20 protein-coding genes are annotated in these 23,695 nt (G+C 73.7%); 2 read left to right on the top strand and 18 right to left on the bottom strand.

Features of this window, described 5'->3' with window-relative positions:
- Positions 1-15 precede the first annotated feature (15 nt).
- Positions 16-666 carry a hypothetical protein gene (locus Sdagh_RS08255; protein WP_189419284.1) on the bottom strand — a complete coding sequence of 217 codons (651 nt, stop codon included), beginning with the start codon at positions 664-666 and terminating at the stop codon, positions 16-18.
- Positions 667-755: 89 nt separating this feature from the next.
- Here Sdagh_RS08255 and Sdagh_RS08250 point away from each other — a divergent pair, with 89 nt between their 5' ends.
- Positions 756-2,774, top strand: coding sequence for an O-antigen ligase family protein (locus tag Sdagh_RS08250; RefSeq protein ID WP_190076795.1), 2,019 nt, complete (start codon positions 756-758; stop codon positions 2,772-2,774).
- Complete coding sequence (locus tag Sdagh_RS08245; protein WP_189419288.1) at positions 2,771-3,670, top strand: glycosyltransferase family 2 protein; 900 nt, start codon at positions 2,771-2,773, stop codon at positions 3,668-3,670. Before Sdagh_RS08250 ends, Sdagh_RS08245 begins: the two co-directional genes overlap by 4 nt.
- A gap of 19 nt (positions 3,671-3,689) precedes the next feature.
- Here Sdagh_RS08245 and Sdagh_RS08240 read toward each other — a convergent pair whose 3' ends face one another.
- The 17 genes from Sdagh_RS08240 to Sdagh_RS08160 all read right to left on the bottom strand — a co-directional run bounded on the left by Sdagh_RS08240 (position 3,690) and on the right by Sdagh_RS08160 (position 23,492).
- Complete coding sequence (locus Sdagh_RS08240; protein ID WP_190076796.1) at positions 3,690-4,670, bottom strand: class I SAM-dependent methyltransferase; 981 nt, start codon at positions 4,668-4,670, stop codon at positions 3,690-3,692.
- The gene (locus Sdagh_RS08235) at positions 4,670-5,341 is read right to left on the bottom strand and encodes a class I SAM-dependent methyltransferase (RefSeq protein WP_190076797.1); all 672 of its coding nucleotides are present in this window, start codon (positions 5,339-5,341) and stop codon (positions 4,670-4,672) included. The genes Sdagh_RS08240 and Sdagh_RS08235 overlap by 1 nt, the downstream gene beginning before the upstream one ends.
- A 63-nt stretch (positions 5,342-5,404) precedes the next feature.
- Positions 5,405-6,220 (bottom strand): glycosyltransferase family 2 protein, encoded by an 816-nt coding sequence (locus Sdagh_RS08230; RefSeq protein WP_190076798.1) that lies wholly within the window; start codon positions 6,218-6,220, stop codon positions 5,405-5,407.
- On the bottom strand, positions 6,217-7,359 hold the full coding sequence (locus Sdagh_RS08225) for a ribosomal eL19 family protein (RefSeq protein WP_226534847.1): 1,143 nt from the start codon (positions 7,357-7,359) through the stop codon (positions 6,217-6,219). The genes Sdagh_RS08230 and Sdagh_RS08225 overlap by 4 nt, the downstream gene beginning before the upstream one ends.
- 5 nt (positions 7,360-7,364) lie before the next feature.
- On the bottom strand, positions 7,365-8,888 hold the full coding sequence (locus tag Sdagh_RS08220; protein WP_190076800.1) for an oligosaccharide flippase family protein: 1,524 nt from the start codon (positions 8,886-8,888) through the stop codon (positions 7,365-7,367).
- A complete protein-coding gene (locus Sdagh_RS08215) occupies positions 8,860-9,681 on the bottom strand; it encodes a chain length determinant protein (RefSeq protein ID WP_190076801.1) in 822 nt (273 codons plus the stop codon). Before Sdagh_RS08215 ends, Sdagh_RS08220 begins: the two co-directional genes overlap by 29 nt.
- Before the next feature lie 51 nt (positions 9,682-9,732).
- Positions 9,733-10,866 carry a non-hydrolyzing UDP-N-acetylglucosamine 2-epimerase gene (gene wecB / locus Sdagh_RS08210; protein WP_189419303.1) on the bottom strand — a complete coding sequence of 378 codons (1,134 nt, stop codon included), beginning with the start codon at positions 10,864-10,866 and terminating at the stop codon, positions 9,733-9,735.
- A 3-nt stretch (positions 10,867-10,869) separates the two neighbouring features.
- Positions 10,870-12,129 (bottom strand): nucleotide sugar dehydrogenase, encoded by a 1,260-nt coding sequence (locus Sdagh_RS08205; RefSeq protein WP_189419306.1) that lies wholly within the window; start codon positions 12,127-12,129, stop codon positions 10,870-10,872.
- Complete coding sequence (locus Sdagh_RS08200; RefSeq protein WP_189419308.1) at positions 12,129-12,899, bottom strand: WecB/TagA/CpsF family glycosyltransferase; 771 nt, start codon at positions 12,897-12,899, stop codon at positions 12,129-12,131. The genes Sdagh_RS08205 and Sdagh_RS08200 overlap by 1 nt, the downstream gene beginning before the upstream one ends.
- Positions 12,896-14,062: a hypothetical protein gene (locus tag Sdagh_RS08195; RefSeq protein WP_190076802.1), complete on the bottom strand. Its 1,167-nt coding sequence runs from the start codon at positions 14,060-14,062 to the stop codon at positions 12,896-12,898. Before Sdagh_RS08195 ends, Sdagh_RS08200 begins: the two co-directional genes overlap by 4 nt.
- A gap of 356 nt (positions 14,063-14,418) precedes the next feature.
- Complete coding sequence (locus Sdagh_RS08190; RefSeq protein WP_189419312.1) at positions 14,419-15,018, bottom strand: acyltransferase; 600 nt, start codon at positions 15,016-15,018, stop codon at positions 14,419-14,421.
- 227 nt (positions 15,019-15,245) lie between these two features.
- Positions 15,246-15,398, bottom strand: coding sequence for a hypothetical protein (locus tag Sdagh_RS08185; protein ID WP_189419314.1), 153 nt, complete (start codon positions 15,396-15,398; stop codon positions 15,246-15,248).
- A 99-nt stretch (positions 15,399-15,497) separates the two neighbouring features.
- Positions 15,498-16,421 carry an amidohydrolase family protein gene (locus Sdagh_RS08180; RefSeq protein ID WP_226534940.1) on the bottom strand — a complete coding sequence of 308 codons (924 nt, stop codon included), beginning with the start codon at positions 16,419-16,421 and terminating at the stop codon, positions 15,498-15,500.
- Between the two features lie 227 nt (positions 16,422-16,648).
- Positions 16,649-19,657 (bottom strand): 3-keto-alpha-glucoside-1,2-lyase-like domain-containing protein, encoded by a 3,009-nt coding sequence (locus tag Sdagh_RS08175; protein WP_190076803.1) that lies wholly within the window; start codon positions 19,655-19,657, stop codon positions 16,649-16,651.
- A 126-nt stretch (positions 19,658-19,783) separates the two neighbouring features.
- A complete protein-coding gene (locus Sdagh_RS08170) occupies positions 19,784-20,653 on the bottom strand; it encodes a restriction endonuclease (RefSeq protein ID WP_190076804.1) in 870 nt (289 codons plus the stop codon).
- 101 nt (positions 20,654-20,754) lie between these two features.
- Complete coding sequence (locus tag Sdagh_RS08165) at positions 20,755-22,089, bottom strand: enolase C-terminal domain-like protein (RefSeq protein ID WP_190076805.1); 1,335 nt, start codon at positions 22,087-22,089, stop codon at positions 20,755-20,757.
- Positions 22,090-22,154: 65 nt separating this feature from the next.
- The gene (locus Sdagh_RS08160; RefSeq protein ID WP_190076806.1) at positions 22,155-23,492 is read right to left on the bottom strand and encodes a gluconate:H+ symporter; all 1,338 of its coding nucleotides are present in this window, start codon (positions 23,490-23,492) and stop codon (positions 22,155-22,157) included.
- Between the last annotated feature and the right edge of the window lie 203 nt (positions 23,493-23,695).

The following is a 23,695-nucleotide window of genomic DNA, read 5'->3' as shown; positions in this document are numbered from 1 at the left end:
GTACTACCGCTCCGCTCAGCCCGTCACCGGGACACCGCCGGCCCGCAGCAGCCGGCCTCCGCGCCGCCGCGCGTACCGGTCGCACCACAGCGCGCCCAGGAACGTACCGGTCAGCCCCAGCAGCGCCGTACCGGCCAGCGCCCGGCTGCGGACCCCCCGCACCGGCGCGGCGCTCGGCGCGACCAGCACGGACGCCCCGATCCGCGCCGCGGGGGCGATCCCCTGCGCCTCCTGGACGGCCGTCACATGCCGGGTGTAGACGTCGATGATCCGCCGGACCGCGGCGTCCGCCGCGCCGGCGTCCGACCGGCGCGCCTGCACCTGCACCGAGGGGATCAGATAGCTCGGCGTGGCACTGGTCCCGCTGTTGCGCGGGACCAGCTGGTACGGCTCCCGCACCCCCGCCGCGGCCAGCTCCGCGCGCCCCTCGGCCGACTCCAGCCGCTGGACGATCCCGTACGAGAGGGTGGCGAGCGGCGGTTGCAGATTGGTCAGCTGGTTCGGCTGGCTGCCGGTCACGGGCGGCTTGAGGACGACCACCGCCGAACTCACGTACCGCGGGGCGGGATGCAGCACCTGGAAGGCCCCGGCGGCCGTCAGCAGGAGTCCCAGCAGCACCACGTACCAGCGGCGGAGCAGCGCTTCGGCGACGTCACGGGGCGACACGGGCAATCCTTCCGTCGGCGCCCCCGATCCTCGCAGGCGCCGGGTCCCGCCGCCACCGGATCACGTGTCCCGGTCCGGCGGGAGTCCCCGTGAGCCTCGCCGACCTCCTGGCCATCATGCGGCGGCGCTGGTACTTCGTCGTGCCGCTCACCCTGCTCAGCCTGTTCGCGGGCGGCTACCTCTACCGGACCGTCCCGGTCTCCTGGGAGTCGCAGAGCTCCGTCACGCTCCTGGACTCCCGGGCGACCAGCGAACTGCCGCCGACCTTCGGCAACCCCCTGTCGAACGCGGGCGGTTCGCTGGTCGTCACGGCCGACGTCCTGATCCGCACCCTCCAGTCGGGCGCGTCGGCGGACGAACTGCGCTCGCGCGGCGTCACCGACCCCTACACGGTGGCCTTCGCGGCGGACGCCGACGGCCCGCTGCTCGGGCTGAGCGTCACCGGCACCGACCGGGCGAAGGTGCTCCGCGAGACCACCACCCTCACCGAGTTCGCCGGGGAACAGCTCACCGCCCTCCAGGCCGCCTCCAAGGTACCCCCGGTGTACGCCGTGCAGTCGGCGCCGGTCGTCCTGCCGCAGACCCCGGTCCCGCGGTCCAAGAGCCGGTACCAGGGCGTCGCGGCCGTCGTCATCGCCGGACTGGTCGGCGCGTTCCTGCTGTCCGTCCTGGCCGAGGGCGTCGCCGTGGTCCGCCGCCGGGGCCGCGCCCTGGCCGGGTACGTGGCCCGCCGCCACCGCGCCCGGCCCCCGGAGCGGCCCAAGGGCCTGCTGGTGCGCCGCCTGGACGCCACCACGGTCCTCACCGGCTATCTGGTGCTCGCCTTCTTCGTCCCGTCGAACCTCACCCTGCCCGCGCTGGGCGGCGTCGGCACCCCCGCCAACGTCTTCGCCCTGCTGGGGCTCCTCTGGTACCTCGCGACCTGGCTCGGCGGCCGCATCCGGCCCGCGCCGGGCACCCGGCTGCCGCGCGTGGCGATGTGCGTGCTCGCCGCCGCCGTCCTGTTGTCGTACCTCGCGGCGGCGACCCGCGGCAGCTCGCACGCGGAGGTCCTCGGCGCCGACCGGGGACTGATCGGACTCCTGGTGTGGGTGGCGCTGGTGGTGCTGGCCTCGGCCGGCATCCAGGAACGCGCCCGTCTGGAGACCCTGATGCGCCGCCTCGTCGTCCTCGGCACGGTGGTCGCCCTGATCGGCTACTACGACTTCTTCGCCGCGACCAACATCGCCGACTCGATCAGCATCCCCGGCCTGCAGTCCGGCAGCGCCGGCAGCGGCGCCATGGACCGGGGCTCGTTCACCCGGCCCCGCTCCACCACCGCCCACCCGCTGGAGTTCGGCGGAATGCTGGCCCTGCTGGTGCCCTTCGCCGTCCACCAGGCGTTCGACCCGGTGCGCCGGCACGCCGGCGCGCTGCGCCGCTGGGCACCGGTGGCGATCATGGCGGGCGCGCTGCCGCTGACCGTGTCGAGGACCTCCATCATCGGCGCGTTCATCGTGATCCTGGTGATGGTGCCCCGCTGGAAGCCGCAGCGGCGCTGGGCCGCGCTCGGCCTGATCCTCGGGTCGGTGGCCGTCTTCAAGGTGATCATCCCCGGGCTGATCGGCACCATCACCAACCTGTTCGCCGGTTTCCTCTCCGACTCCGACAGCAGCACCCAGGCCCGGACCGTGAAGTACAGCGCGATCGTCCCCTACCTCAAGGAACACCCCTGGTTCGGGCGGGGGTTCGGCACCTTCACCCCCGACCTGTACTTCTTCACCGACAACGAGTACATGCTGATCCTCGCCGAGACGGGCGTCGTGGGCCTCGTCGCCTTCCTCGTCCTGATCGCCACCGGCATCCACACCGGGGGCGCCGTCCGCCGCCTCGCCCGCACCGAGTCGGACCGGGAACTCGGCCAGGCATTCTTCGCCTCGGCCCTGGTCGCCCTGGTCACCAGCGCCACCTTCGACGCGCTCAGCTTCCCCATGTACGCCGGGATGTTCTTCCTCATCCTGGGCGCCGGCGGCAGTCACCTCGGCTTCATCCGCCGTGCCGCGTCCGCCCCGCGCGCCCCCGCGCCGCCCCCCGAAGCCCGGCTTCCCGACCTCGCGGAGTCCCGATGAGCACCGTCGCCGTCATCGTCGTCACCTGGAACAGCGCCCCGGTGCTGCCCGGCTTCCTCGCCACGCTCCCCGACGGGATGGCCGGACTCGACTGGCGGCTCGTCGTCGCCGACAACGACTCCTCGGACGGCACCGTCGACCTCCTGCGCGCCCTCGCCCCGGCCGCCACGGTCGTGCCGACCGGCCGCAACGCCGGGTACGCGGCCGGCGTCAACGCGGCGCTGGACGCGGCCGGGGAGCACGGGGCGGTGCTGATCTGCAACCCCGACGTCCGGCTGCGGCGGGGCTGCGCGGAACGCCTCGTCGGCCGCCTCGGCGACGGGACCGGCATCGCCGTACCCCTGCTGTACGAGGACGGCGGTGACGCGCCCCACCGCTCGCTGCGCCGCGAACCGACCGTGCTGCGGGCGCTCGGTGAGGCCCTCGTCGGAAACACCCGCGCCGGGCGGTTCCCGGCCCTGGGCGAACTGGTCACCGACCCCGCCGCGTACCGGCGGCCCACCCGCGCCGACTGGGCGACCGGCGCGCTGATGGCGGTCTCGGGGGAGTGCCTGGCCGACTGCGGCCGGTGGGACGAGTCGTTCTTCCTCTACTCCGAGGAGACCGAGTTCTGCCTCCGGGCCCGGGACCGGGGCTGGGCCACCCGGCTGGAGCCGACCGCCGAGGCCGTGCACCTGGGCGGTGACTCCCGGGTGTCGCCCCGGCTGTGGACCCTGCTCACCCTCAACCGGGTCCGCCTGTACCGCCGGCGGCACGGCGCCCTCGCCACCGCCGCCTTCCGCGCCGCCGTCCTGCTCCGGGAGACCTCGCGCGCCGTGCTCGGCCGGCCCGCCGCCCGCGCCGCCGCGGCCGCCCTGGTCCGGCCGGGCGCGCTGCGGGCCACGCCGGGACCCTGACGGCCCCGGCGGCCGCCGCTCAGGACGCCCGGGGGCGGCACACCAGGGCGACGAAGTCGTGCCCGACCTCCGGCAGCGCCGCGTCCTCCGCGGCGAAGCACTGATCGAGCAGCGCCAGCGTCTCGGGTTCCTGGTCCCGGAAGTGGTGGGCGATCCCGGAGAACGCGATGTGCAGCACCGTGCCCCCGTACGGTCGTTCCTCCACGACGTCGAAGTACCGCCGCAGACCGGGCAGCAGGGCCGCCGCGTCGACCGCCTCCGAGGGGTCGTCCAGCACCATCGACATCCGGCTGGGCCGGACCACCCGGCGCTTGATCCGGCCGTCGGCCAGCCGCCGCCGCTCCTCGGGGAGCCGGGCCAGCAGCGCGTTCGCCGCGTCCAGCTGGGCGTCGGTCCACTGGAACCGGGTGGGGCCCACGAACTCGTCGACCACGAACATCCCGCCCGGTTCGATCAGTCCGGCCAGCCGCGGCAGGGTCTCGTCGAGGCGGTCGAAGTGGTGCAGTGACTGCAGGCCGAGCAGCACGTCGAAGCGTTCCCCGTCGGCGGCCGTCCGGTTGACGTCGGCGACCCGGAACCGCAGGACGCCGGAGAGGCCCTGTTCGGCGGCGGCGCGGGTGGCGAAGTCGATCCGCCGCTGCGCCACGTCCACCCCCTCCAGCAGGGCGAACGCGCCGGTCCTCGCCCAGAGCAGCTCGTTGCCGCCGGTGCCGCAGCCCAGCGAGAGGCCGCGCAGACCGGTGCGCGGCGCGAAGTGCCGCGCGGCCACGTACGCGGGGAAGGAGGTGTCCGCGTCGCCGGTCATCAGCAGGTTCCACCGCTCGACGACCGCCGGTATCGCCCACCACTCGGTCAGCGACGGGTCGACCCGCGACCAGTGCTGGACCACCCGCGCGCCGCCGCGCACCCGCAACTTGGCCAGCACCGGGTCCAGGTCCAGCTTCCGCACCTTGCGCAGCAACCGGTCCGCGTCGTGCCGGTTGACGAGGTTGTTCAGCATCAGAGTTCCCTCCGTACGGCGATGAGCGACTTCGGCACGCCGAGCACCCGTTCGCTGAGCAGCACCGAGCGGGGGAACAGGTAGCGCATCTCGGTGCGGGTCAGCAGCTCGATGCTGACCACCGCGTCCAGCGCGGACTCGGGGCCGTCGGGGCGGCTGTGGACCAGCGGCCAGCGCCGTACGAGGCGGGCCCGCGCGGCGAGCGGCAGGAACTGGAAGCCGGGAGCCACGAAGTGCGGCTCCACCGGGAAGTAGCGGTACGGCGTCTGCACCCAGTGCCGGGGCGCCAGCGTCTCCACGGCCGCGACGAACTGCCGGCGCCGGCCGTGGCCGCCCACGTGCTCGATGACCGAGTTGGAGAAGACGAGGTCGAAGCCGCCGCGGGCGCTCAGCTCGGCGGCGACCGCCGCGTCGGTCACGTCGGCGACCTCCGCGGTGATCCAGTCGGGCAGCTCGGCGGGATGCTCCTCCAGGTTGACCAGGTGGACGTGCTTGGCCCGCACCGGCGCGCGCAGCCACATCTCGGCCGTGCCGCCGAGGTCCACGACGCTCATGCCCTCGATGCCGGGGAAACAGCGTCGGAACCGTTCCCAGCGGGCGAGGCGCATACGCTCGCCCAGTGAGCCGGGGGCGTCGACGAAGCGGTTCCTGAGGGCGCGGGAGCGGGGCATGGGGATCAACCACCTGGGGTCGGGGCGGGCAGGGCGGGAGAGGCGGCGAGAGGGGCTCGGCCTTCAACGTGACCGCGGCCAGCGCGTGTAGAAGCTGGCCGGGTTCATCAGATACCGGACGGTGGGGTGGGGCACGTGCCGCACCCGGTGCCGGCGGGCGTACCGGCGGATCAGTTCCCAGTCCTCCCGGGGCAGCACCTCGGGGGTGCGGCGCAGCCGGCTGAAGTGCAGGGCGCGGGTGCGGCGGGCGACGAAGGCGTTGGTGTCCAGGAACGCTTCCCGGGCGGACCGGCGCCGGTCCCAGGGCACCGACAGGACGTCCCGCTCGGTTCCGTCGGGCAGGACGCGGCGCAGGGCCGTGTACACGCCGTCGGGTCCGCCGGGGGCGTCCAGCACCGCCAGCGCCCGTTCCAGATGGTCGGGTTCCCAGCGGTTGTCGTCGTCCAGGAAGGCCACATACCGGGAGCGGGTGAGGCGGATGCCCACGTTGCGCACGACGCCGGCCACCCCGGTGTTGCGGGTGAGGGAGACGGCGAACAGCCGTGGGTCGGCGGGGAGTTCCGGCAGCCCGGCGCCGTCGTCGACCACGACGACGACCTGGTCGCGGACGGTCTGCTCCAGCGCCGAGCGCACGGCGGCACGGAGCGCCTCGGGGCGCCGGTGGGTGGCGATGACCGTGGCCACCAGCGCCGGGGGCGGCGCGGGTGCCGCCGCCGCGGCCAGCCGGCGCAGCTCGGCGTTCTCGGTCCGGCGCAGCCGCAGCGCGGACGGGGCCAGCAGGATCTTGTTCCGGGCCTCGAAGAGGACCAGCCAGCCGCACAGTGCCTTCAGCAGCGTCCACGGGGCCCGCGCGACCCGGCGGGTCCGGGGGGCGCTCACGCGGCCGGCTCCGGGTGGACGGGACGGCCGTCGGACATCCGGTTGTTCCGCCACACGTTCCCGGCGCCGTCCGCGTTCCAGTGCGCGACCACGCCGTAGCCGCCGGAGGCGGGGTGGTACTGCGTGGAGAAGACGTTGTCGGTGACCTCGATGTGCGTGGCGCCCTCGGCACCGCCGTACAGGGCGTAGGCGCCGCCTGCGATCCAGTTGCGGTCGACGGTGACGTTGCGGACCACGCCGGTGTCCGCGAACAGGCCGATGCTGCCGGAGGCGCCCTGTTTCAGGCCGGTCGGGTTGAGCAGGGTGTTGTGGCGGATGACCAGGTGCCCGGTGTTGCCGCCGCCGCTGATCACGGCGTTGGTGTGCTGCCACTCGCCACCCAGGTTGACGAACGGCACCAGGTCGTGGACGTAGTTGTCGTGCAGGTGTCCCTGCCCCATGGAGAGGGCGTCGCCGAACACGGAGACGTCGCACCAGCCGACCTCGATCGAGCCGCCGCCCATGTTCGACACCGCGTAGTCCACGCCGCCGTTGTCGGGTCCCTCGCCGGGTACCGCGGTGATGGTGGAGTGCAGGACCCGCAGGCCCTTGTGGCCGGGGCGCAGGTTGATGCCCCACCAGTTGTCCGAGGTGATCCTGGAGTCGATCACGGTGACGTCGTCGGCGTAGATGTCGAGCGAACCGGTGATGTCCCAGCCCCGGATGACCGTGCCGTTCTCCCGGATGGCCAGGTAGCCGGTGTCGTGGGGCTCCAGCGCGGTGCGGTGGCCGGTGGTGCGGGCGTCGGGGAAGCCGCAGGCGGCGGGGGAGGCGCAGGCGCCCCCGGGCGCCGCGGACGTGCGGCTCCCGCCGGGCGCCGGGGTCGCCGGCGGTGCGGCGGGCGGGATCCCGGCTGTCGCGGAGGCCGTGGCGGTGGGGGGCGACGGCGCGGCGCCGGACGGCGCGGTGTCCGATGGTGCGGTGTCCGACGGCGCGGTGTCCGACGGTGCCGGGGACGTGCGGGCGCGGCACTCCGGTGCGCCGTCCGGGCAGTCCCGCGCCGCGGGCGCCCCCGGCTCCGTGCAGGCCGCTCCCGCCAGAGCCAGCAGCGCGGCGAGCAGCAGCCCCGCGAGCGGTGTCCGTCCGGTACGCCGTGGCATCCGGCTCACCTCACGTCCTGTCGGGCGGGCGGGACCGGCGCGGCCGGCCGGCCGGCGCGGCGGGTGCCGCGCAGGAAGTCGCGGCCGGGCAGCACGCACACCGCGTAGCCGGCCAGCGCGACCGCGCCGACGGCGACGAGCCCGAGCGGCCCGTCGCCGAACGGGCCGCGCAGGCCGAGGACGAGCACGGTCATCACGGCCCCGCCGAGGAAGGGCCACGCACAGGCCCGGCCGACCGGCCCGAGCCCGATGCCGCCCCGGCGGAGCGCGACCAGGAAGACCGGCACCACCAGGCCGCCGGCCACCAGCACATGCCCCTGGGCGACGCCGACGATGCCGTTGAGCCGGGCGGCGGCGAGCAGCACCGGTATCAGCGCCACCAGCCACAGCCCCTGCACCAGGAAGAGCGAACGGCGCTGCCCGGCCGCCACCAGGCAGTCGTAGGCGAGTTCGCCGCCGATGCGGATCAGACCGAGGGCCATCAGCCAGGGCAGGGCCGCGGCGGCGGGGGTCCACTGGCTGCCGTAGACCAGCCGGACGACCGGTTCCGCGAGGCCCGCCAGCAGGACGCAGAGCGGGACCGTGCCGGTGATCAGCACGCCCAGGGCGCGGGCGAAGCCCTCGGCGAGCGCCCGGGGCGAGCCGGCCAGGCGGGAGAAACCGGCGAAGGAGACCCGGCGGGCGGCCTCGGAGATGATCCGGACCGGCCAGCCGGAGATGTTGAACGCGAGCACGTAGAAGCCCAGGGCCACGTTGCCCAGCGCCGCGCCGAGCACCATCGTGTCGACGTTGACCACGGCCAGGGCCAGCATGCTTGCCCCGGCCAGCGGCAGCCCGAACCGCAGCAGGGCGCGGGCCTGCCCGGCGTCCCAGCCGAACCTGAGGGCGCCCGGCGCCGCCAGCGCGCACCCGATCAACGACACCAGGTTCCCCACCACCGCCCCGCAGGCGAAGCTCATCGCGCCCCAGCCCGCGAAGGCCAGCAGCAGGGTCACGGCGGTGCCGGTGACGAAGTTGAGCCCGTCGATGAGCATGCGCCGGCCCTGGGCGAACTCCCGGGTGAGGATGCCGCCGGGCACCTGGGCCACCCCGTCGATCACCACGCACAGGCACATCACCCGCAGCACCTCGGTGGCGTCCGCCGTGCCGAGCAGCCCGCCCACCGCGGGCGCCGCCGCGAACAGGGCCCCGTACAGCAGGCCGCTGGAGAGGGTGCTCAGGGTGAGCACGGTCGGCGCGAACCGCCGGGGGTCGCCCTCCCAGCGCACCAGGGCCAGGCCCACGCCCAGTTCGTTCGCGGACAGCAGGACCAGCAGTACGGTCTGGGCGAGGCCGTACACCCCCCATTCGGCGGGGCCCAGCGCGAAGCGCGCGAGGACGATGCCGGTCGCGAAGTTCCCGAGGCGCAGGACGACGGTGTTGACGAGGCTCCACCGGGCCGCCGAGCGTACCTTCGGGCCGAGGGCGGCGAAGACGGGTGCCTCGGCGGCCTCGCCCGGCTCACTCCCCGGTGCTCGGGCGGTGTCCACCGGTCGCCTCCTCGTCGAGCGGCTCGGCGGCGGAGGCGACCGCCGCCACGGGCCGGTCCGCCCCGGCGTCCCGGGCGGGCCGGGACCAGCTCGGCGGCCGGCGGATGGCGAGCGTCCGGTCCACGGCGGTGCCGGCGGCGGGTGCGGCGGCGGGCGCACCGGCGGTGGCCGGGTCCGCCCCGGGCGCGGGGGGCCCCGGCCTGCGCCGCGCCTCCACGTAGAAGGCGGCGGCCAGGGTGCCGGCCAGGCCCAGCGCCCCGGCCATGACCAGGTACTGCAGCCGGGTCCTGGTCTGCGCCACCGGCTTCTGCGGCGGCACGATCGTGGTCATCCGGATCATCGCCTTCGGCTCGACCGACTGCTCCTTCTGGAACGCGGCCAGCCGCTCCGCGGCGTACTCGGTGAGGATCTTGTCGGAGGCCAGCACGGAGGACGGCTCGGTGCCGGTGACGGTCAGCCAGAGCAGCGGTCCCTGCGCGTTGTCGGCGAGCTTCGTCTCGAACGTGCCTGCGGCGCCGCGGGACTTCAGCTCCCTCAGCGAGTCGTCGGAGTTGAGACTGCGGGCCAGGCTGTCGGCCATGCCGGTGAGCGAGGTCTGGGTGCTGAGGAAGGGATTCCCGTCGTACGCCAGCGTGGCCTTCTGGGAGTTGAGCAGCACCACCGTGCTCTGCGACCGGTAGTCCACGGGGACGAGCAGGGTCACGCCGAGGAGCAGGCCGGCGGTGAGCAGCAGTCCGGGCAGCAGGACGTACCAGCGCCTGCGCAGGACCCGGACGATCTCAGCGAGATCCATGGACGTTCCCCCTTGCGGTCCCCCGTGCGACGGTCATGTGCGGCGAGCGGATCATAGGGGGAGGGTTCGCTCCGTGGGACGGGCCAGGTCGGTCGGTCTCGGCCGGGTGCGCGCGGCGCCCGGCTCCAGCAGGACGTCGGCGATGCGCTCGCTCGCCCGGCCGTCCCACAGCGCGGGCCGGCGGGGCGCCGGCGGGTCGTCGAGCACCGCGTGCACGGTGCGCACGACGCGGTCCGGGTCCCGTCCGGCCAGGACGTTGGTGCCCTCCTCGACGGTGACGGGCCGCTCGGTGTTGTCCCGCAGTGTCACGCACGGCACGCCCAGCGCGGTGGTCTCCTCCTGCACACCGCCCGAGTCCGTCAGCACCACCCGTGCCGCGTCCTGGAGCGCGAGGAAGTCCAGGTATCCGGCGGGCGGGACGAGCCGGACGCCGCCGGGAACCCCCAGGCCGGCGAGCCGGCCGGCCGCGCGGGGGTGCGCCGGCAGCACCAGCGGACAGCGGCCGGCGATCTCCCCGAGCGCCTTCAGCAGCCCGGTGAGCACCTCGGGGTCGTCCACGTTGGCGGGCCGGTGCAGGGTGACCAGGCCGTAGCCGCCCCTGGTCAGGCCGTACCGGCCGAGGACGTCCGAGGCGCGGGCGCGGTCCAGGTTCGCCAGCAGGGTGTCGATCATGACGTTGCCGACGAGGTGGATCTGGTCGTCCCGGTAGCCCTCGGCGCGCAGGTTGCGGGCCGCGTCGGGGGAGGGGGCCAGCAGATAGTCGCTCACCCGGTCGGTGGCGACCCGGTTGACCTCCTCCGGCATGCTCCAGTCCCGGCTGCGCAGCCCGGCCTCCACGTGTGCCAGCAGCGGCCCCGCCTTCGCGGTGACCAGGGAGCAGGCCAGGGTGGAGTTGATGTCGCCGACCACGACGACGAGGTCCGGGGCCGCCTCCGCCAGCAGCGGCTCGAACGCGGTCATCACCCGGCCGGTCTGCTCGGCGTGGCTGCCGGAGCCGACGCCGAGGAAGCGGTCCGGCGGGCGGATGCCCAGATCGGCGAAGAACACGTCGTTCATGGCCGGGTCGTAGTGCTGGCCGGTGTGGACGAGGAGCACCTCGGCGCCCCGGCGCTCCAGCGCGTCCATCACCGGTTTGATCTTCATGTAGTTGGGGCGGGCCCCGGCGACACAGACGATGCGCGGCATGGGTCAGAGCACCTCGATCGCGGGTCCGGCCGGCAGCCGCCGGCGGCAGTCGAGGACGAGGGGGGCGTGTTCGGCGATCAGGGTGTAGTCGAAGCAGTCGTGGTCGGTGAGCAGCACCACCACGTCGGACGCCGCCAGCTCCTTCGGGTCCAGGTCGACCCGTACCAGCCGGCTGTCCACCGGCAGGCTCTCCACGACGTGCGGGTCGGCCGCCCTGACCTGCGCCCCCATGTCCAGCAGGAGCTGGGAGATGCGCAGCGCGGGCGACTCGCGCGCGTCGCCGGTGTTCTTCTTGTAGGCGAGGCCGAGCAGCAGGACGCGGGAGCCGTTGACGGACCGCCGCCGGGAGTTGAACAGGTCGCCGATCCGCCGGGCCACGTACTCCGGCATGTGGCCGTTGATGTCGTTGGCCAGTTCCACGAACCGGAAGCTCTGCCCGAGTTCGCGCTGCACCCGCCAGGACAGGTACGACGGGTCAATCGGCAGGCAGTGGCCGCCGACCCCGGGGCCGGGGGTGAACCTCATGAAGCCGAACGGCTTGCTGGACGCGGCGTCGATGGCCTGCCACACGTCGATGTCCAGGTGGTGGGCGAACATCGCGATCTCGTTGACCAGCGCGATGTTCACGTGCCGGAAGGTGTTCTCCAGCAGTTTGGCCAGCTCGGCCTCCTTGGGCGAACTCACCGGCACGGTGGTGTCGACCAGTTGCCCGTAGAAGCCCCGCACCGCCGCCAGTGACTCCTCGTCCACGCCGGAGACGACCTTGGGGGTTTCCTTGAACCCCCAGACCGTGTTGCCCGGGTCGATCCGCTCCGGGCTGTACCCGAGCCGGAAGTCCCGGCCCGCGGTGAGCCCCGACCCCTCCTCCAGGAGCGGCGCGAACAGTTCCTGGGTGGTGCCGGGGTAGGTGGTCGACTCCAGGACGACTGTGGCACCCGGGCGCAGATAGCGGGCGAGGGTGACCGCCGACTCCTTGATGTACCGCAGGTCGGGGGTGCCCTCGTGGAGCGGGGTCGGCACGGTGACGACGGCGACGTCGAAGCCGCCGCAGTCCCGCGCCGAGTCGCTCGGCCGGTAGCTGCCGTTGTCCAGGGCGGCGCGGACCCGCTCGGAGGAGACGTCCTCCACGAAGGACTCGCCCGCCGCGAGACTCTTGATCCGCCGGGTGTCGACGTCGTAGCCGATCACCTCGTGGCCGACCTCGGCGGCCCGGACGGCCAGTGGCAGGCCGACATATCCCTGTCCGACCACGACGACGCGCATCAGTGACTCCTGTTCGCGGGAGCGATGGACGGGGAGAGCCGGAAGCGCTCGCGCGCCGTCATGAGGACGAAGGCAGCATTGGTGGTGAGGTAGCGCCGGCCCAGCCGGCGCGGTTCCTGGAGTGCCCGGTACAGCCATTCCAGGCCCCGGCGCTGCCAGGACTCGGGCGCCCGCCGGGTGACCCCGGCGAGGATGTCGAAGGAGCCGCCGACGCCGTGCACGACCCGGGCGCCGGTACGGGCGCCCCAGGCGGCGGTGAAGACCTCCTTCTTTGGTGAGGTCATGCCAAGAAAGAGCAGCTGGGCGCCGCTCTCCGCGATGTTCCGCGCGACGGCCTCCTGCTCGGAGTCGTCGAAGTAGCCGTCGCGGTGACCCGCCACCTGGAGCGCGGGGAACCGGACGGCGACCCGGCGCAGCATCTCCTGGAGGACCTCGGGCCGGGCTCCGAGGAAGTACACCGGGATGCCCGCCGTCTCCGCCTCGGCCAGCAGCCGCAGGAACAGGTCGATGCCCGCCACCCGCTCCGGCAGCGGGGCCCGCAGGACGCGGGCGGCCCAGACCACGGCCTGCCCGTCGGCGAGGACCAGGTCGCAGCCCGCCACCGCCCGGGCCAGCCGGGGGTCGCGCCGCATGTTCACCAGCTTGGCCGCGTTGACCACGCCGATCTCCAGCCGGCGGCCCTCGCGCACCGCGGCGAGACAGCGCTCGACGGTCTGGTCCATCGTGAGCGCGTCCACGTCGATCCCGAACAGCGACCGCCGCTCGCTCATGTCCGGCCCCCCAGCCAGGCGTGCAGCATCCAGCCGAGCTCGTACGGACGGCACTCGCGGTCCACGGACAGCGGGCGGTACACCCGGTCCAGCGGTGCGAGCCGCAGCCCCGGCACGGCCCGCGTGGCCAGCCCGCGCACGGCGCGTACGGCCTTCCGCGGGTCGCCCCGGTACACCTTGCGCCAGGTGACGCCCAGGCCGTCGAGGATCAACGGCTCCCGGACGGCCGGGTGGCCGGCCAGCTCCGGTACCTCCGTCATCCAGCGCAGCCCCTCGCGGACGGCCGCCCCGTGGTCGGCGCCGCCGGCCTCGGCCAGGTCGAACAGGGCGGTCGGCGCCATCGCGTGCTGGTGGACGCTGTACACCGGGTAGCCCTCGACGACACCGCCGGTGCGGGCGTCGTAGTGCCACCACCACTGGCCGCCCTCGCCCTGGAGCGCGCAGATCCGGGCCGCGCAGGCGTCGGCCGCGGCGAGTGCCTCGGCGTCACCGGGGCCGGTGGCGTGCGCGCGGGCCAGCGCCTGGAGGGGGTACGTCTGGTCGGCGAAGCAGCTCACGTGCGCCCGGTACCAGGGCAGCAGGCCGGGGCCGGTGGCGTGCGGGAACAGCGGGCTGCCGCCGGTCCGGGACCGCAGCAGCCGGTCGCGGGCCGCCGCCAGGGGCCGTTCCACGTCGGCCGTGTCCCGGGCCGCCGCCAGCGCGGAGAGCACCCAGGCCGCCTCGACGGTGTACTGCGGCCTGGTGCGGTCGTCCAGCGCGTCCAGCCGGGCGAGGGCGTCGGACAGCTTGGGGTGCCCGGTGTCGGCGGCGGCCCAGGCGATGAGCGCCGCGTCACCGAGACCGGTCACCGAGGGCAGGGCCTCCACCAGCAGGCCGGTGAACTCCTGGGCGGTACGCCCCGAGAGCACCGCCCGCTGCCGGTCCTCCGGCAGGAAGCGGACCCCGAGGGCGGTGATGGCCGCGTACCGCGTGCTGATCCCGCGCCGCCTGAGGCGCCAGGAACCGTCCGGGGCGCGCGTCCCGGCCATGGTGAAGGCGAACGCCTCCCCGCCGGGCAACAGCATCGACGGAAGCCCCGACTCCGCCAGGTCGAGCAGCCGCCGGGCGAGCGGAACCAGCGACGGTTCGGCCCGTTCGAGCGCCGCCAGACGTGAAGTGGTCATCTTCTGGACACACCAACCCCCCTGTGGGTCCTGTGCGGAACAGACTGGTGTCCGTCGGGCCGCGACCGGCCGGACGGTGAGAAAAAGCAGACGTCAGACGCCGGCGCGGCAGCCGCTCCCGACCCTGGACAGAGGTGTCCCCCTCACCCCGTAACCCCCCTGGTCACTACTGGCCCGTGTGCTTATTGTGCTCGGTCCGCACACATCGTGCACATGGTATGCCGGTGGTTGTTCGAAGATTCTTGGTTCGCGGGGAACAGCCGAAAACAACCGGTGACGGCGGATTCCTGTAACAGCCGGCGGCCCACGGACCGGCATCCCGCCGCAGGCTCACGGTCCGTCAACTTGCGTTCATTTCAAGGCTGTTCGGTGAGCGCGCCGTCCCGCTCGTCGTACAGCGCCCCCGTCTCGGGGCACTCCCACACGCCCGGGGCGCCCGCGCGCTCCACCAGCCGGACACCGGCCCGGCCCACCCAGCCGATCCGGCGGGCCGGGACCCCCGCCACCAGGGCGAAGTCGGCCACGTCCCGCGTGACCACGGCCCCCGCCGCGACCAGGGCCCACCGGCCGACGCGCACCGGGGCCACACACACCGAGCGGGCGCCCAGCGACGCCCCTTCCTCCACCACGACCGCCACGGCCTCCCAGTCGCCGCCGCGCTTCAGCCGGCCCGTCACGTCCACCGAGCGCGGGAAGTGGTCGTTGGTGAGCACCGCCGCCGGGCCGACGAACACCCCGTCGCCGAGGACCGCGGGCTCGTAGACCAGCGCGTGGTTCTGGAGTTTCACGCGGTCGCCGATCCGCACCCCCGGGCCGACGTACGCACCCCGGCCGACGATGCAGCCGGTGCCGAGCCGCGCGTCCTCCCGGATCTGGGCGAGGTCCCAGACGGTCGACCCGGCACCGACCGTGGCGGACGCGTCGACCTGGGCGGTGGGCTGGACCCTGAAGTTCATCCGGCTGAACCTTTCTTCGGGGTGGTCGCACGGGGCGCGGTCCCACCCGGCACGGTCACCCGGGGCGGCGGCACCGGGGCGGCCACACCCTACTCACGCCGGTGCCGCGCGGGAGGCCGATCACGTCAGCCGGGCCTCCGTCCGGCCGGCGCCCGCCGTCTCCGGCGCTCACGGCTCGTTCGCCCGGCGCGTGCACGGGGCCCGGCAAAACTCCCGTTTCGCGCCCGTCAGTTCGGCGTCGCGTCGCCGGGCTCGGCGACAGCGAGGACGGCCCGGTACAGGTCCGGCCCGCCGGCAACCGGTGTGCGGACGGCAGCCCCCCGGACGGCCGTGGGGTCGTCGAAGGCGTCCAGGCGCAGGCCGCGCGCGCAGAGGTTCACCGGGACGCCGTGCTCCGGCGGGGCCCTCAGTCCGGCCGCCGCGTCCCCGGCGTCCCGGGTGCGGAGCCGGCCACCGCCGGCCCTCGCCGCCCCGAGCCGTCATGTCTCCCTGGTGCCCCGGCTGACGGTACGGGCCCCCTGCGCGGCACCGCCGCCGCGCAGGCCGGCCGCCTCCCGGGCGGCGTCGAGCAGCGCCGGGTCGATGCGGTAGAACGTCGCGGCGGTGCCGCCGAGGACGGCCGCGCGGTCGGCGGGGGAGAGCGGCGCCAGCAGTTCCAGGCAGGCCGCCCAGCCGCGCGCGTAGCCTCCGGCGAGCACGGAGACCGGCCAGTCACCGCCGTACATCAGGCGGCCCGGGCCGAACAGGTCCAGCGCGTCCTCGACGAACGGACGCACCTGCTCCGTCGTCCAGGAGCCGAGGGGACCGGTGGCCGAGTACAGGCCGGAGACCTTGGCGTGGACCTGGGGGTGCCGTGCGGCGGCGCCGATCAGCTCGCGCCATCCGGCCCGCTCGGCCGGTCCGCCGCCGACCGGCGGTTTGCCGAGGTGGTCGACGACGAGCCGCAGGCCGGGATGGCGGGCGGCCAGCTCCGGGACGTGGACCAGCGCCTCCGGGGAGGAGGTGACGTAATCGAAGGGGAGGCCCGCCCCGGCGAGCAGGTCCAGACCACGGGCGACGTCGGGGCGGAGGACCCAGTCCGGGTCGGGGCGCTCGTGGACGAGGGCGCGCACGCCCACCACGTACGGGTTCCGGCGCAGTTCCGCCAGGCGTGTCCGGGCCCGCCCGGGGTCGTCCAGCGGAACCCAGGCGACGACGCCGACGACCTCCGGGTGGGCGGCGGCGACCGCCAGCATGTGGGCGGTGTCCGCGTCGTGGTCGGCGGCCTGCACGAGCACGGCCCCGGTGACCCCGGCGGCGCGCAGCTCGGGGCGGACGTCCGCGAGGCCCATGGCCCGGTCGATCGGGGCCAGGGCGGGGCCCAGCCAGTCGTACGGGGCCCGGGACGGGTCCCAGACGTGCAGGTGGGAGTCGATGACGGTCAGGTCCGCCTCCCTTCGGTGACGGCGGCCGAGGGCGGCTCGGCGCCACGGTGGACAGGGGACGGCCCCGCGGACCGGGGGGAAGGTGCGCGGGGCCGTCCATCACGCTCGCACGGTCGCTCGGGGGGAACGCGGCCGGGCGGGCCTGTTCCACGTATGCCCGCCCGGCTTGCATATATGCGGCTTCACTTCCCTCCGCTTCCCCGGTGTCAGTCCAGGGCGCGGACCTGGAGGTTCCGGAAGCGCACCGGGTTGCCGTGGTCCTGGAGCCGGATCGCCCCGGCGGCGGGCGTCTCGGCCCGGCCGGCGGCGGTGGGTCCGTCGAGGGCCACGTCGTCGTGGATCTTCTTGCCGTTCCAGACGACGGTCACCCGGGCGTCGGAGGTCTTGGCGCCGCTGTCGTCGAAGCGGGCCGCCCGGAAGACGATGTCGTACGTCTGCCAGGTCTCCGGCGCGGTGGCCGCGTTGACGTCCGGTGCCTTCTTCAGATAGATCGCCCCGGCCTCGTTCGTGTCGGACGTGGTGTCGCCGTAGGAGTCGAGGATCTGGAGTTCGTAGCGGTCCTGGAGGTAGATGCCGCTGTTGCCGCGGTCCTGGCCGGTCACCTCCTCGGGCAGCTTCGGCACCCGGAACTCCACGTGCAGCGCGAAGTCCTGGTAGGCGTCCTTGGTGCGGATGTCGCCGCAGCAGACCTCCATCGACCGTTCCGCGGTCAGTGGCCAGGCCGCGGGCCGGCCGTCGGTGTGCTGCCACTGCGCCTGGGAGGCGGCGGTGCCGTCGAAGAGACCGACGCGGGAGCCGCTCGGGCGCACGGTGATCAGATCGAGGTTGACGTGTCCGGTGTCCCCGGTGTCGAAGCGGTAGGAGAGCGCGGTGTGCCCGGCCCGCAGCCGCAGCCGTTCGGTCCGGGTGGACCAGGTGTCCCAGTCACCGGTCGAGGGCAGTTCGGTCTGCCGGACCTTCTCGCCGTCCGCGTACAGGGAGAGGGACTTGGTGCCCCGGAACGGGTCCGGGCCGTTGGAGTAGCGCAGGCTGACGTCATAGGTGCCGGACTTCGGGACCGTCACGTCGAAGGTCGTGGCGGCCCTGCCCTCGGTGGCGTACCGGTCGACGAAGCCGCTGCCCGAGTAGCCGGTGTGGTCGGTGTTCACCCCGGCCGTACCGGTCAGGGCGGCCTCCTCCGCCTCGTACAGGGTGGCGGGGGCGGGCTGCTTGCCGGGCATCGCGTTCAGCGTGTACCAGGCCTCGGTGCTCCACAGCGTCTCGCCGGACGCCGAGTCGAACGGGCGCGGCGAGCGCAGGTGCACCACCCGGCCCGGCTTCAGCCCGTCCAGCAGCAGCCGGACGGTCCGGCCGTCCTTCGCGAGGGTGGCCGAGCGGACGGCGAGGTCCTCCTCGGCGATCTTCGGGCCGCCGTAGTCCGCGGTCGGGGTGTACCGCCACTGCTCGGCCGAGTACCGCTCCGCCAGCCCGGCGGCCGTGTCGTCGGACAGCGGCTGGGTGTAGGTCAGGTCGAAACCGCCCGGTACGGCGCGCATGGACTTGATGTCGAAGGTGTTGCCGCCGTTGGGTGTGAGCTTCTGCAGCCCGAACTTCAGCTTGCCCTCCTGGCCCCAGTTGCCGTCGGCGCCGAGGCCGCCGGCGTAGATCGCCCCGTCGGGACCGAGGCTGATCCGGTTGACGCCCGCCTCCAGGCCCTGGGTGTAGCGGAAGACGGCACCCTGGTACTGGCCCTTCACCTTCTCCAGGTAGGCGCGCTGGAGGCCGCCGTAGGTGACGTCGCCGATCAGCATCTGGCCGGCGTACTGGCCCTTCTTCAACAGCAGCGGGGTGGAGGGGGAGTTGCCGATCTCGTTCTGCGGGAACCACAGCACCGGCTGGGTGACGGGGGAGCCGTCGAACGGGCCGGCGGGTTCGGTGTAGTGGTTGAAGAAGCGGCCCGGTTGGATCTGGACGAGCTTGGACGCGGGGAGCCAGCCGCCCTGGTTGTCGGTGGCGAACAGACCGCCGTCCGGACCCCAGCCGATGCCGTTGGGCGTGCGCAGCCCGCCCGCGACGGGGCTGATCCTCCCGGTCTTCTTGCTCACCTTGTACGTCGCCCCGCGGTTCGGCGCGGGCTGCGGCACGGTGGTGGCGCCGCCGTAGTTGATCGCGACGGAGAGGTTCACGTAGAAGTAGCCGTCGCGGTAGAGCAGGCCGAAGGCGAACTCGTGGAAGTTGCCGCCGTACGGCCAGGTGGCGACCGTGCGGTACGTGTCGGTGACGTCGTCGCCGTCCTCGTCCACCAGCCGGGTCAGCTCGTGCTTCTGGGAGACGTACAGGTCGCCGTCGACGTACTTGACGCCCATCGGCTCCCGCAGCCCGCTCGCCACCTTCTTCACGGTCACCTGGTCCCGGCTGGTGGCCCCGGTGACGTTGTCCAGCAGGTAGACCTCGCCGGCGACCTGCTCGCTGCCGCCCCAGGTGCTGATCGCCAGCCGTCCGTCGGGCAGCCAGTCCATGCCGCTGACCTGCGGTTCGAACCCCTCGGGGCGCAGGTCGGTGAGGGTGAGGTCGGGGCGTACGGAGGTCAGCGGCAGGCCGTCGCCGGGGGTGTCGCCGCTCGCCTCGCACTCCTTGCGGCCCGGCGCCGTCACCCGGACCACGCCCGCGTCGGTGGTCAGTGCCTCGTTCGGTACGACGGTGAAGTCGCCGGCGCCCGGCGGCCGCCACGACAGCCGCAGCTCCTGCCCGCCGCCGCGCTCGAAGTGGTCGATCCGGAACGGGTGCGGACCGGCGGTGAGGTGGACCGTGCCGTCCTTCGGCTCGGCACCGTGCAGCCCGTCGTGGTCGACCACCACGGCGTCGTCGACGGTCAGCCGGGAGCCGTCGTCGCTGGTGAGGCGGAAGACGTAGGAGCCGTCGGCCGGGGCGAGGAGGTAACCGGTCGTCTCGGTGACGAAGTTGTCGGCGAACCCGCCGAAGTCGGCCTCCGTGGACCAGTCGACCGTCGGCATCAGCCGGTCGTGGTTGGGCGTCTGGCCCGGCTTGAGGGTGCACAGCTCGTCCAGCGGCGTCTGCACGTCGAAGACGCGCAGGGTGACGCCGGGCTCCTGGGGAGGGATGTCGGCGGGCGCGGCCGGCACGGCGGGCGCCGCGTACAGACCGCCGGCGAGGAGGCCGGCGGTCAGCAGTACGACGGCCCGTCTGCGGACGCGTGACAGCAGGCGTGGGCGCATAGGTCCTCCGGGGGGTGGGGACCGGACCGTGCCGGATGCGCTCCGGTCATGAGCGGGGTGGCTGCACTTCCGCCGTCAAGGTAGGAGACTTCTGTTTGACATGTCCATACTTTGTCACGGGTGTGTTCAAAGTTGGCCGGGTTCCGGACGTCCGGCGGCGCCGGGCCGTCCGGCGGTGTCGCGCCGGTTCCAGCGGAGCAGCAGCGTCCCGGCCGCGGCGGCCAGCACGGTGAACGCCGCGGGCACGAGATCGTCGGCGAGGCCTCCGCGCCACAGCCGCGCGTTGGTCAGCCAGGCCACGGGCAGATCGAGCAGGAACAGGCCGAGTCCGGTCGGCCAGTAGCGGCGGCGGGACTTCTCCCTGACGCCGGAGACGACGAGGACCGCGGGGACGACGAGCATCAGCAGGGTCATCAGGGCCCGGCTCGGGCGGGGGTCGACATCGCCCCCGCCCGGGATCAGCAGCGCCACGGCGGCCAGGACCAGCCCGAGCACCGCCCGGCCGGTCCCGGGCGGCAGGTCCCTCGGCGGCGCGGGGGCGGGGGAGACGGCCGGCGCCGGTCCCGGGTGACGGGACGGTGCCGGTGCCGCGGCGATACGGCGGGCCGGCGCGTTGACCGGCGCCATCGAACCGTCCAGGCCGTAGACGAACAGGGCGATGCCGTTCTCGTCGGCGTAGGCCAGCGCGGTGGCGGTGTAGCTGCTGCCCGTGAAGAACAGCAGGTCCTTGTCGAAGGCCCGGCCCCGCGCCCCGAACAGGCGCTGCAGCTCGGGCCTGCCCACCGCCGCCCCCTGGTACTTCACCTGCCCCAGGGCCCGCCGCGCGCGCACGTCGACCCCGCCGTCGCTGCCGCCGGGCCGGGCGAGGGCGTCCCGGTACCCCCAGTGGCGCATCCAGGCCGCGGCGTTGTGCTCGGCCTCCTGCCAGGACTGGACCGGGCGCCGGGCCGGGGGCGGGGGCGGGGGCGTTCCGTACGCGGCGGTGTTTTCGCTCATCACAGCCTCGGAGTATCGCCGACGCGGTCCGCAGCGCTGCCGACGGGGGTGAGCCGGGCATCCCGCCGGCCCACCGCGGCCCGGCGACCGCCGGCCACGCGCTACCGCACCAGGCAGGGACGCTTGGCGTCGAACCGCCAGTCGGGCACCAGGTACTGCATGCCGGCCGCGTCGTCGCGGGCGCCGAGGGCCTTGGCCTGGTACAGCTCGTGGGCGCTGAGCAGCCGGTCCATGTCCAGCCGGACCCCGAGGCCGGGGGCGTCGGGCACGGCGATCTCACCGCCGACGATGCGGGGCGGGTCGATGGTGAGCCGCTCCAGGCCCTCCTGCCAGATCCAGTGGGTGTCCAGGGCGTTGTACGCGCCGGGCGCCGCCGCACCGCAGTGGGTGACCATGGCCAGGGAGATGTCGAAGTGGTTGTTGGAGTGGCAACCCCAGGTCAGACCCATCGCGTTGCAGAGCTGGGCGACGCGGACGGAACCCTGCATGGTCCAGAAGTGCGGGTCGGCGAGTGGGATGGAGACCGACTGGAGGGCCAGGGCGTGGGTCAGCTGACGCCAGTCGGTGGCGATCATGTTGGTCGCGGTGGGCAGCCCCGTGGCGCGGCGGAACTCGGCGAGGATCTCCCGCCCCGAGTAGCCGCCCTCCGCGCCGCACGGGTCCTCGGCGTAGGCGAGGGTGCCGGCCAGGGGCGCACACAGCTCGACGGCCTCGCGCAGCGACCAGGCGCCGTTGGGGTCGAGGGTGATCCGGGCCTCGGGGAAACGCTCCTTGAGCGCGCGGACCGCCTTCACTTCCTCGGCGCCCTCCAGCACACCGCCCTTGAGCTTGAAGTCCCGGAAGCCGTACAGCTCATAGGTGGCCTCGGCCTGGCGGACGATCGCCCCGGGGGTGAGCGCCTCCTCGTGGCGGATGCGGTACCAGTCGGCGTCCGCGTCGGGTGCGCGGTGGTACTCGAGGTCGGTGCGGTCCGGGTCGCCGACGTAGAAGAGGTAGCCCAGCACCCGCACGGAGTCGCGCTGCTGCCCGTCGCCGAGCAGGGCCGCGACCGGCACGTCCAGATGCTGGCCGAGGAGGTCCAGCAGGGCCGACTCCACGGCGGTGACGGCGTGCACGGTGGTGCGCAGGTCGAAGGTCTGGGCACCGCGCCCGCCGGCGTCCCGGTCGGCGAATCGGTCGCCGATCTCCCGCAGGACGCGCTTGTAGTCACCGACCTTGGCGCCCACCACCAGGGACGCGGCGTCCCGCAGGGTCTGGGTGATCTTCTCCCCGCCGGGCACCTCACCGAGGCCGGTGCGGCCCTCGGAGTCGGTCAGGACGACGACGTTGCGGGTGAAGTAGGGGCCGTGGGCGCCGGAGAGGTTCAGCTCCATGCAGTCCCGGCCCGCCACGGGGTAGACGGCGAACTCGGTGACGGTCGGCTGGCTGGTGCTCATGCTCTGGTCGGGTTCCTTGTCGTGGTGGAGGGGACGGGGAGAGGCCGTGGCGAACGGCACGGGCGTCACAGGCTCAGGACGTCCAGGGCCCATTCGACGGCCAGCACACCGCCGAGGCCGAGGACGGACAGGACGGTCGTGTAGGTGGTGCGCACCTTGATGGCCTGGACGACGGACAGGTTGAAGTACTCCTTGAACAGCCAGAATCCGGGGTCGTTGACGTGCGAGAAGGCGATGGAGCCGCAGGAGACGGCGAGGACCATCATCTCCGCGTGGGTGCCGCTGCCGGCCAGCAGGGGCAGCACCACCCCGGAGGCCGTGACGACGGCGACCGTCGCCGAGCCGAGCGCGACGCGCAGGATGACGGCGATCAGCCAGGCCAGGACGATGGCGGAGACGGACCAGGAGTGGGTGACGTCCTTGATGTAGTCGGATATGCCGCCCTCGACCAGGACGTTCTTGAAGGCGCCGCCGGCCCCGATGACCAGCAGGATCATCGCCATCGCCTTGGCCGCCGACGTACAGGAGTCGCTCACCTCCGACAGGCTCCGGCCGATCCGCGGACCGAACGCCCAGATCGCCAGGCACAGGGTGAGCAGCAGCGCGGTGGGCGCGGAACCGATGAAGGCGACGGTGTGCAGCAGGGGCGTCTCGCCGGAGGCGGCCATGTCGGTCACCGCGGCACCGGCGATCAGCACGACCGGGAACAGCGCCACGAACAGGGACCAGCCCAGGCCGGGCATCTCCTCGTCGGTGAACTCCCGCTCGCTGACCAGGCCCTGCGGGATGGACGGGTTCATCGCCCTCACGAACGGCAGCCGCGGCCACACCAGTGCCACCAGCGCGCCCACCGGGACCGCGATGAACAGACCGTAGAACAGGGTCAGTCCGACGGAGGCGTGGAAGGTGGCGGCGACGGCGGTGGGGCCGGGGTGCGGCGGCAGGAAGCTGTGCATCGTCGACAGGGAGATGGACATCGGCAGACCGACCCACAGCAGATTCGCGCCGGTCACCCGGACCAGGGTGAACGCGATGGGCACGATGATGATGAAGGCGACCTCGTAGAACATCGTCACGCCGATCAGCATCGAGGTGACGACCATCGCGATCTGCACCCCGCGCGGCCCGAAGGCGTCGAGGAGCTTGCCGGCGATGCGCTGGGCGGCGCCGGAGTCACCCATGACCCGGCCGACCATGGCGCCCAGGCCGATGGTGAGCATGGTGTCCCCGACCTGGCCCCCGATGCCCTCGGAGAGGACGTCCGGGATGTGCGCCACCGGTATTCCCTGCACCAGGGCGACACCGACGGCCACCAGCAGCAGCGCCGCGAAGCCGTTCATCCTCAGTCTGGTCATGAGCAGCAGCAGGATCAGGACACTGATCCCGACTACGACAAGTGGCATGTCAGTTCCCCTTTGAACTGTGGGTGGAGCGGCCGCGCCGGGAACGGGCGGCGCGGCCGGCGGCCCGGAGAGCGCCGCGCCGGGTACGGGCGGACCCGGCTCCCTGGGGTCCGGTCGGCCCCGGGGCCCGGCCCGGCCGGCCGGGAGACATGCCGGCTCAACGGCCGGTCGTCGTCCGCCGCGTCGAGGACCGGACCGGCCCG

The organism is Streptomyces daghestanicus (assembly GCF_020521275.1).
Taxonomy (GTDB): domain Bacteria; phylum Actinomycetota; class Actinomycetes; order Streptomycetales; family Streptomycetaceae; genus Streptomyces; species Streptomyces griseoviridis.
This window is presented reverse-complemented; position numbering and strand designations above follow the sequence as displayed.

Excerpts from the sequence above, each read along its gene's own strand:
- Sdagh_RS08245 (WP_189419288.1), top strand. The coding sequence starts at position 2,771 with ATGAGCACCGTCGCCGTCATCGTCGTCACCTGGAACAGCGCCCCGGTG.
- Sdagh_RS08190 (WP_189419312.1), bottom strand. The coding sequence starts at position 15,018 with ATGAACTTCAGGGTCCAGCCCACCGCCCAGGTCGACGCGTCCGCCACG.
- Sdagh_RS08215 (WP_190076801.1), bottom strand. The coding sequence starts at position 9,681 with ATGGATCTCGCTGAGATCGTCCGGGTCCTGCGCAGGCGCTGGTACGTC.
- Sdagh_RS08225 (WP_226534847.1), bottom strand. The coding sequence starts at position 7,359 with ATGCCACGGCGTACCGGACGGACACCGCTCGCGGGGCTGCTGCTCGCC.
- Sdagh_RS08200 (WP_189419308.1), bottom strand. The coding sequence starts at position 12,899 with ATGAGCGAGCGGCGGTCGCTGTTCGGGATCGACGTGGACGCGCTCACG.
- wecB (WP_189419303.1), bottom strand. The coding sequence starts at position 10,866 with ATGCCGCGCATCGTCTGTGTCGCCGGGGCCCGCCCCAACTACATGAAG.
- Sdagh_RS08175 (WP_190076803.1), bottom strand. The coding sequence starts at position 19,657 with ATGCGCCCACGCCTGCTGTCACGCGTCCGCAGACGGGCCGTCGTACTG.
- Sdagh_RS08205 (WP_189419306.1), bottom strand. The coding sequence starts at position 12,129 with ATGCGCGTCGTCGTGGTCGGACAGGGATATGTCGGCCTGCCACTGGCC.
- Sdagh_RS08235 (WP_190076797.1), bottom strand. The coding sequence starts at position 5,341 with ATGCCCCGCTCCCGCGCCCTCAGGAACCGCTTCGTCGACGCCCCCGGC.
- Sdagh_RS08240 (WP_190076796.1), bottom strand. The coding sequence starts at position 4,670 with ATGCTGAACAACCTCGTCAACCGGCACGACGCGGACCGGTTGCTGCGC.
- Sdagh_RS08160 (WP_190076806.1), bottom strand. The coding sequence starts at position 23,492 with ATGCCACTTGTCGTAGTCGGGATCAGTGTCCTGATCCTGCTGCTGCTC.
- Sdagh_RS08195 (WP_190076802.1), bottom strand. The coding sequence starts at position 14,062 with ATGACCACTTCACGTCTGGCGGCGCTCGAACGGGCCGAACCGTCGCTG.
- Sdagh_RS08165 (WP_190076805.1), bottom strand. The coding sequence starts at position 22,089 with ATGAGCACCAGCCAGCCGACCGTCACCGAGTTCGCCGTCTACCCCGTG.
- Sdagh_RS08170 (WP_190076804.1), bottom strand. The coding sequence starts at position 20,653 with ATGAGCGAAAACACCGCCGCGTACGGAACGCCCCCGCCCCCGCCCCCG.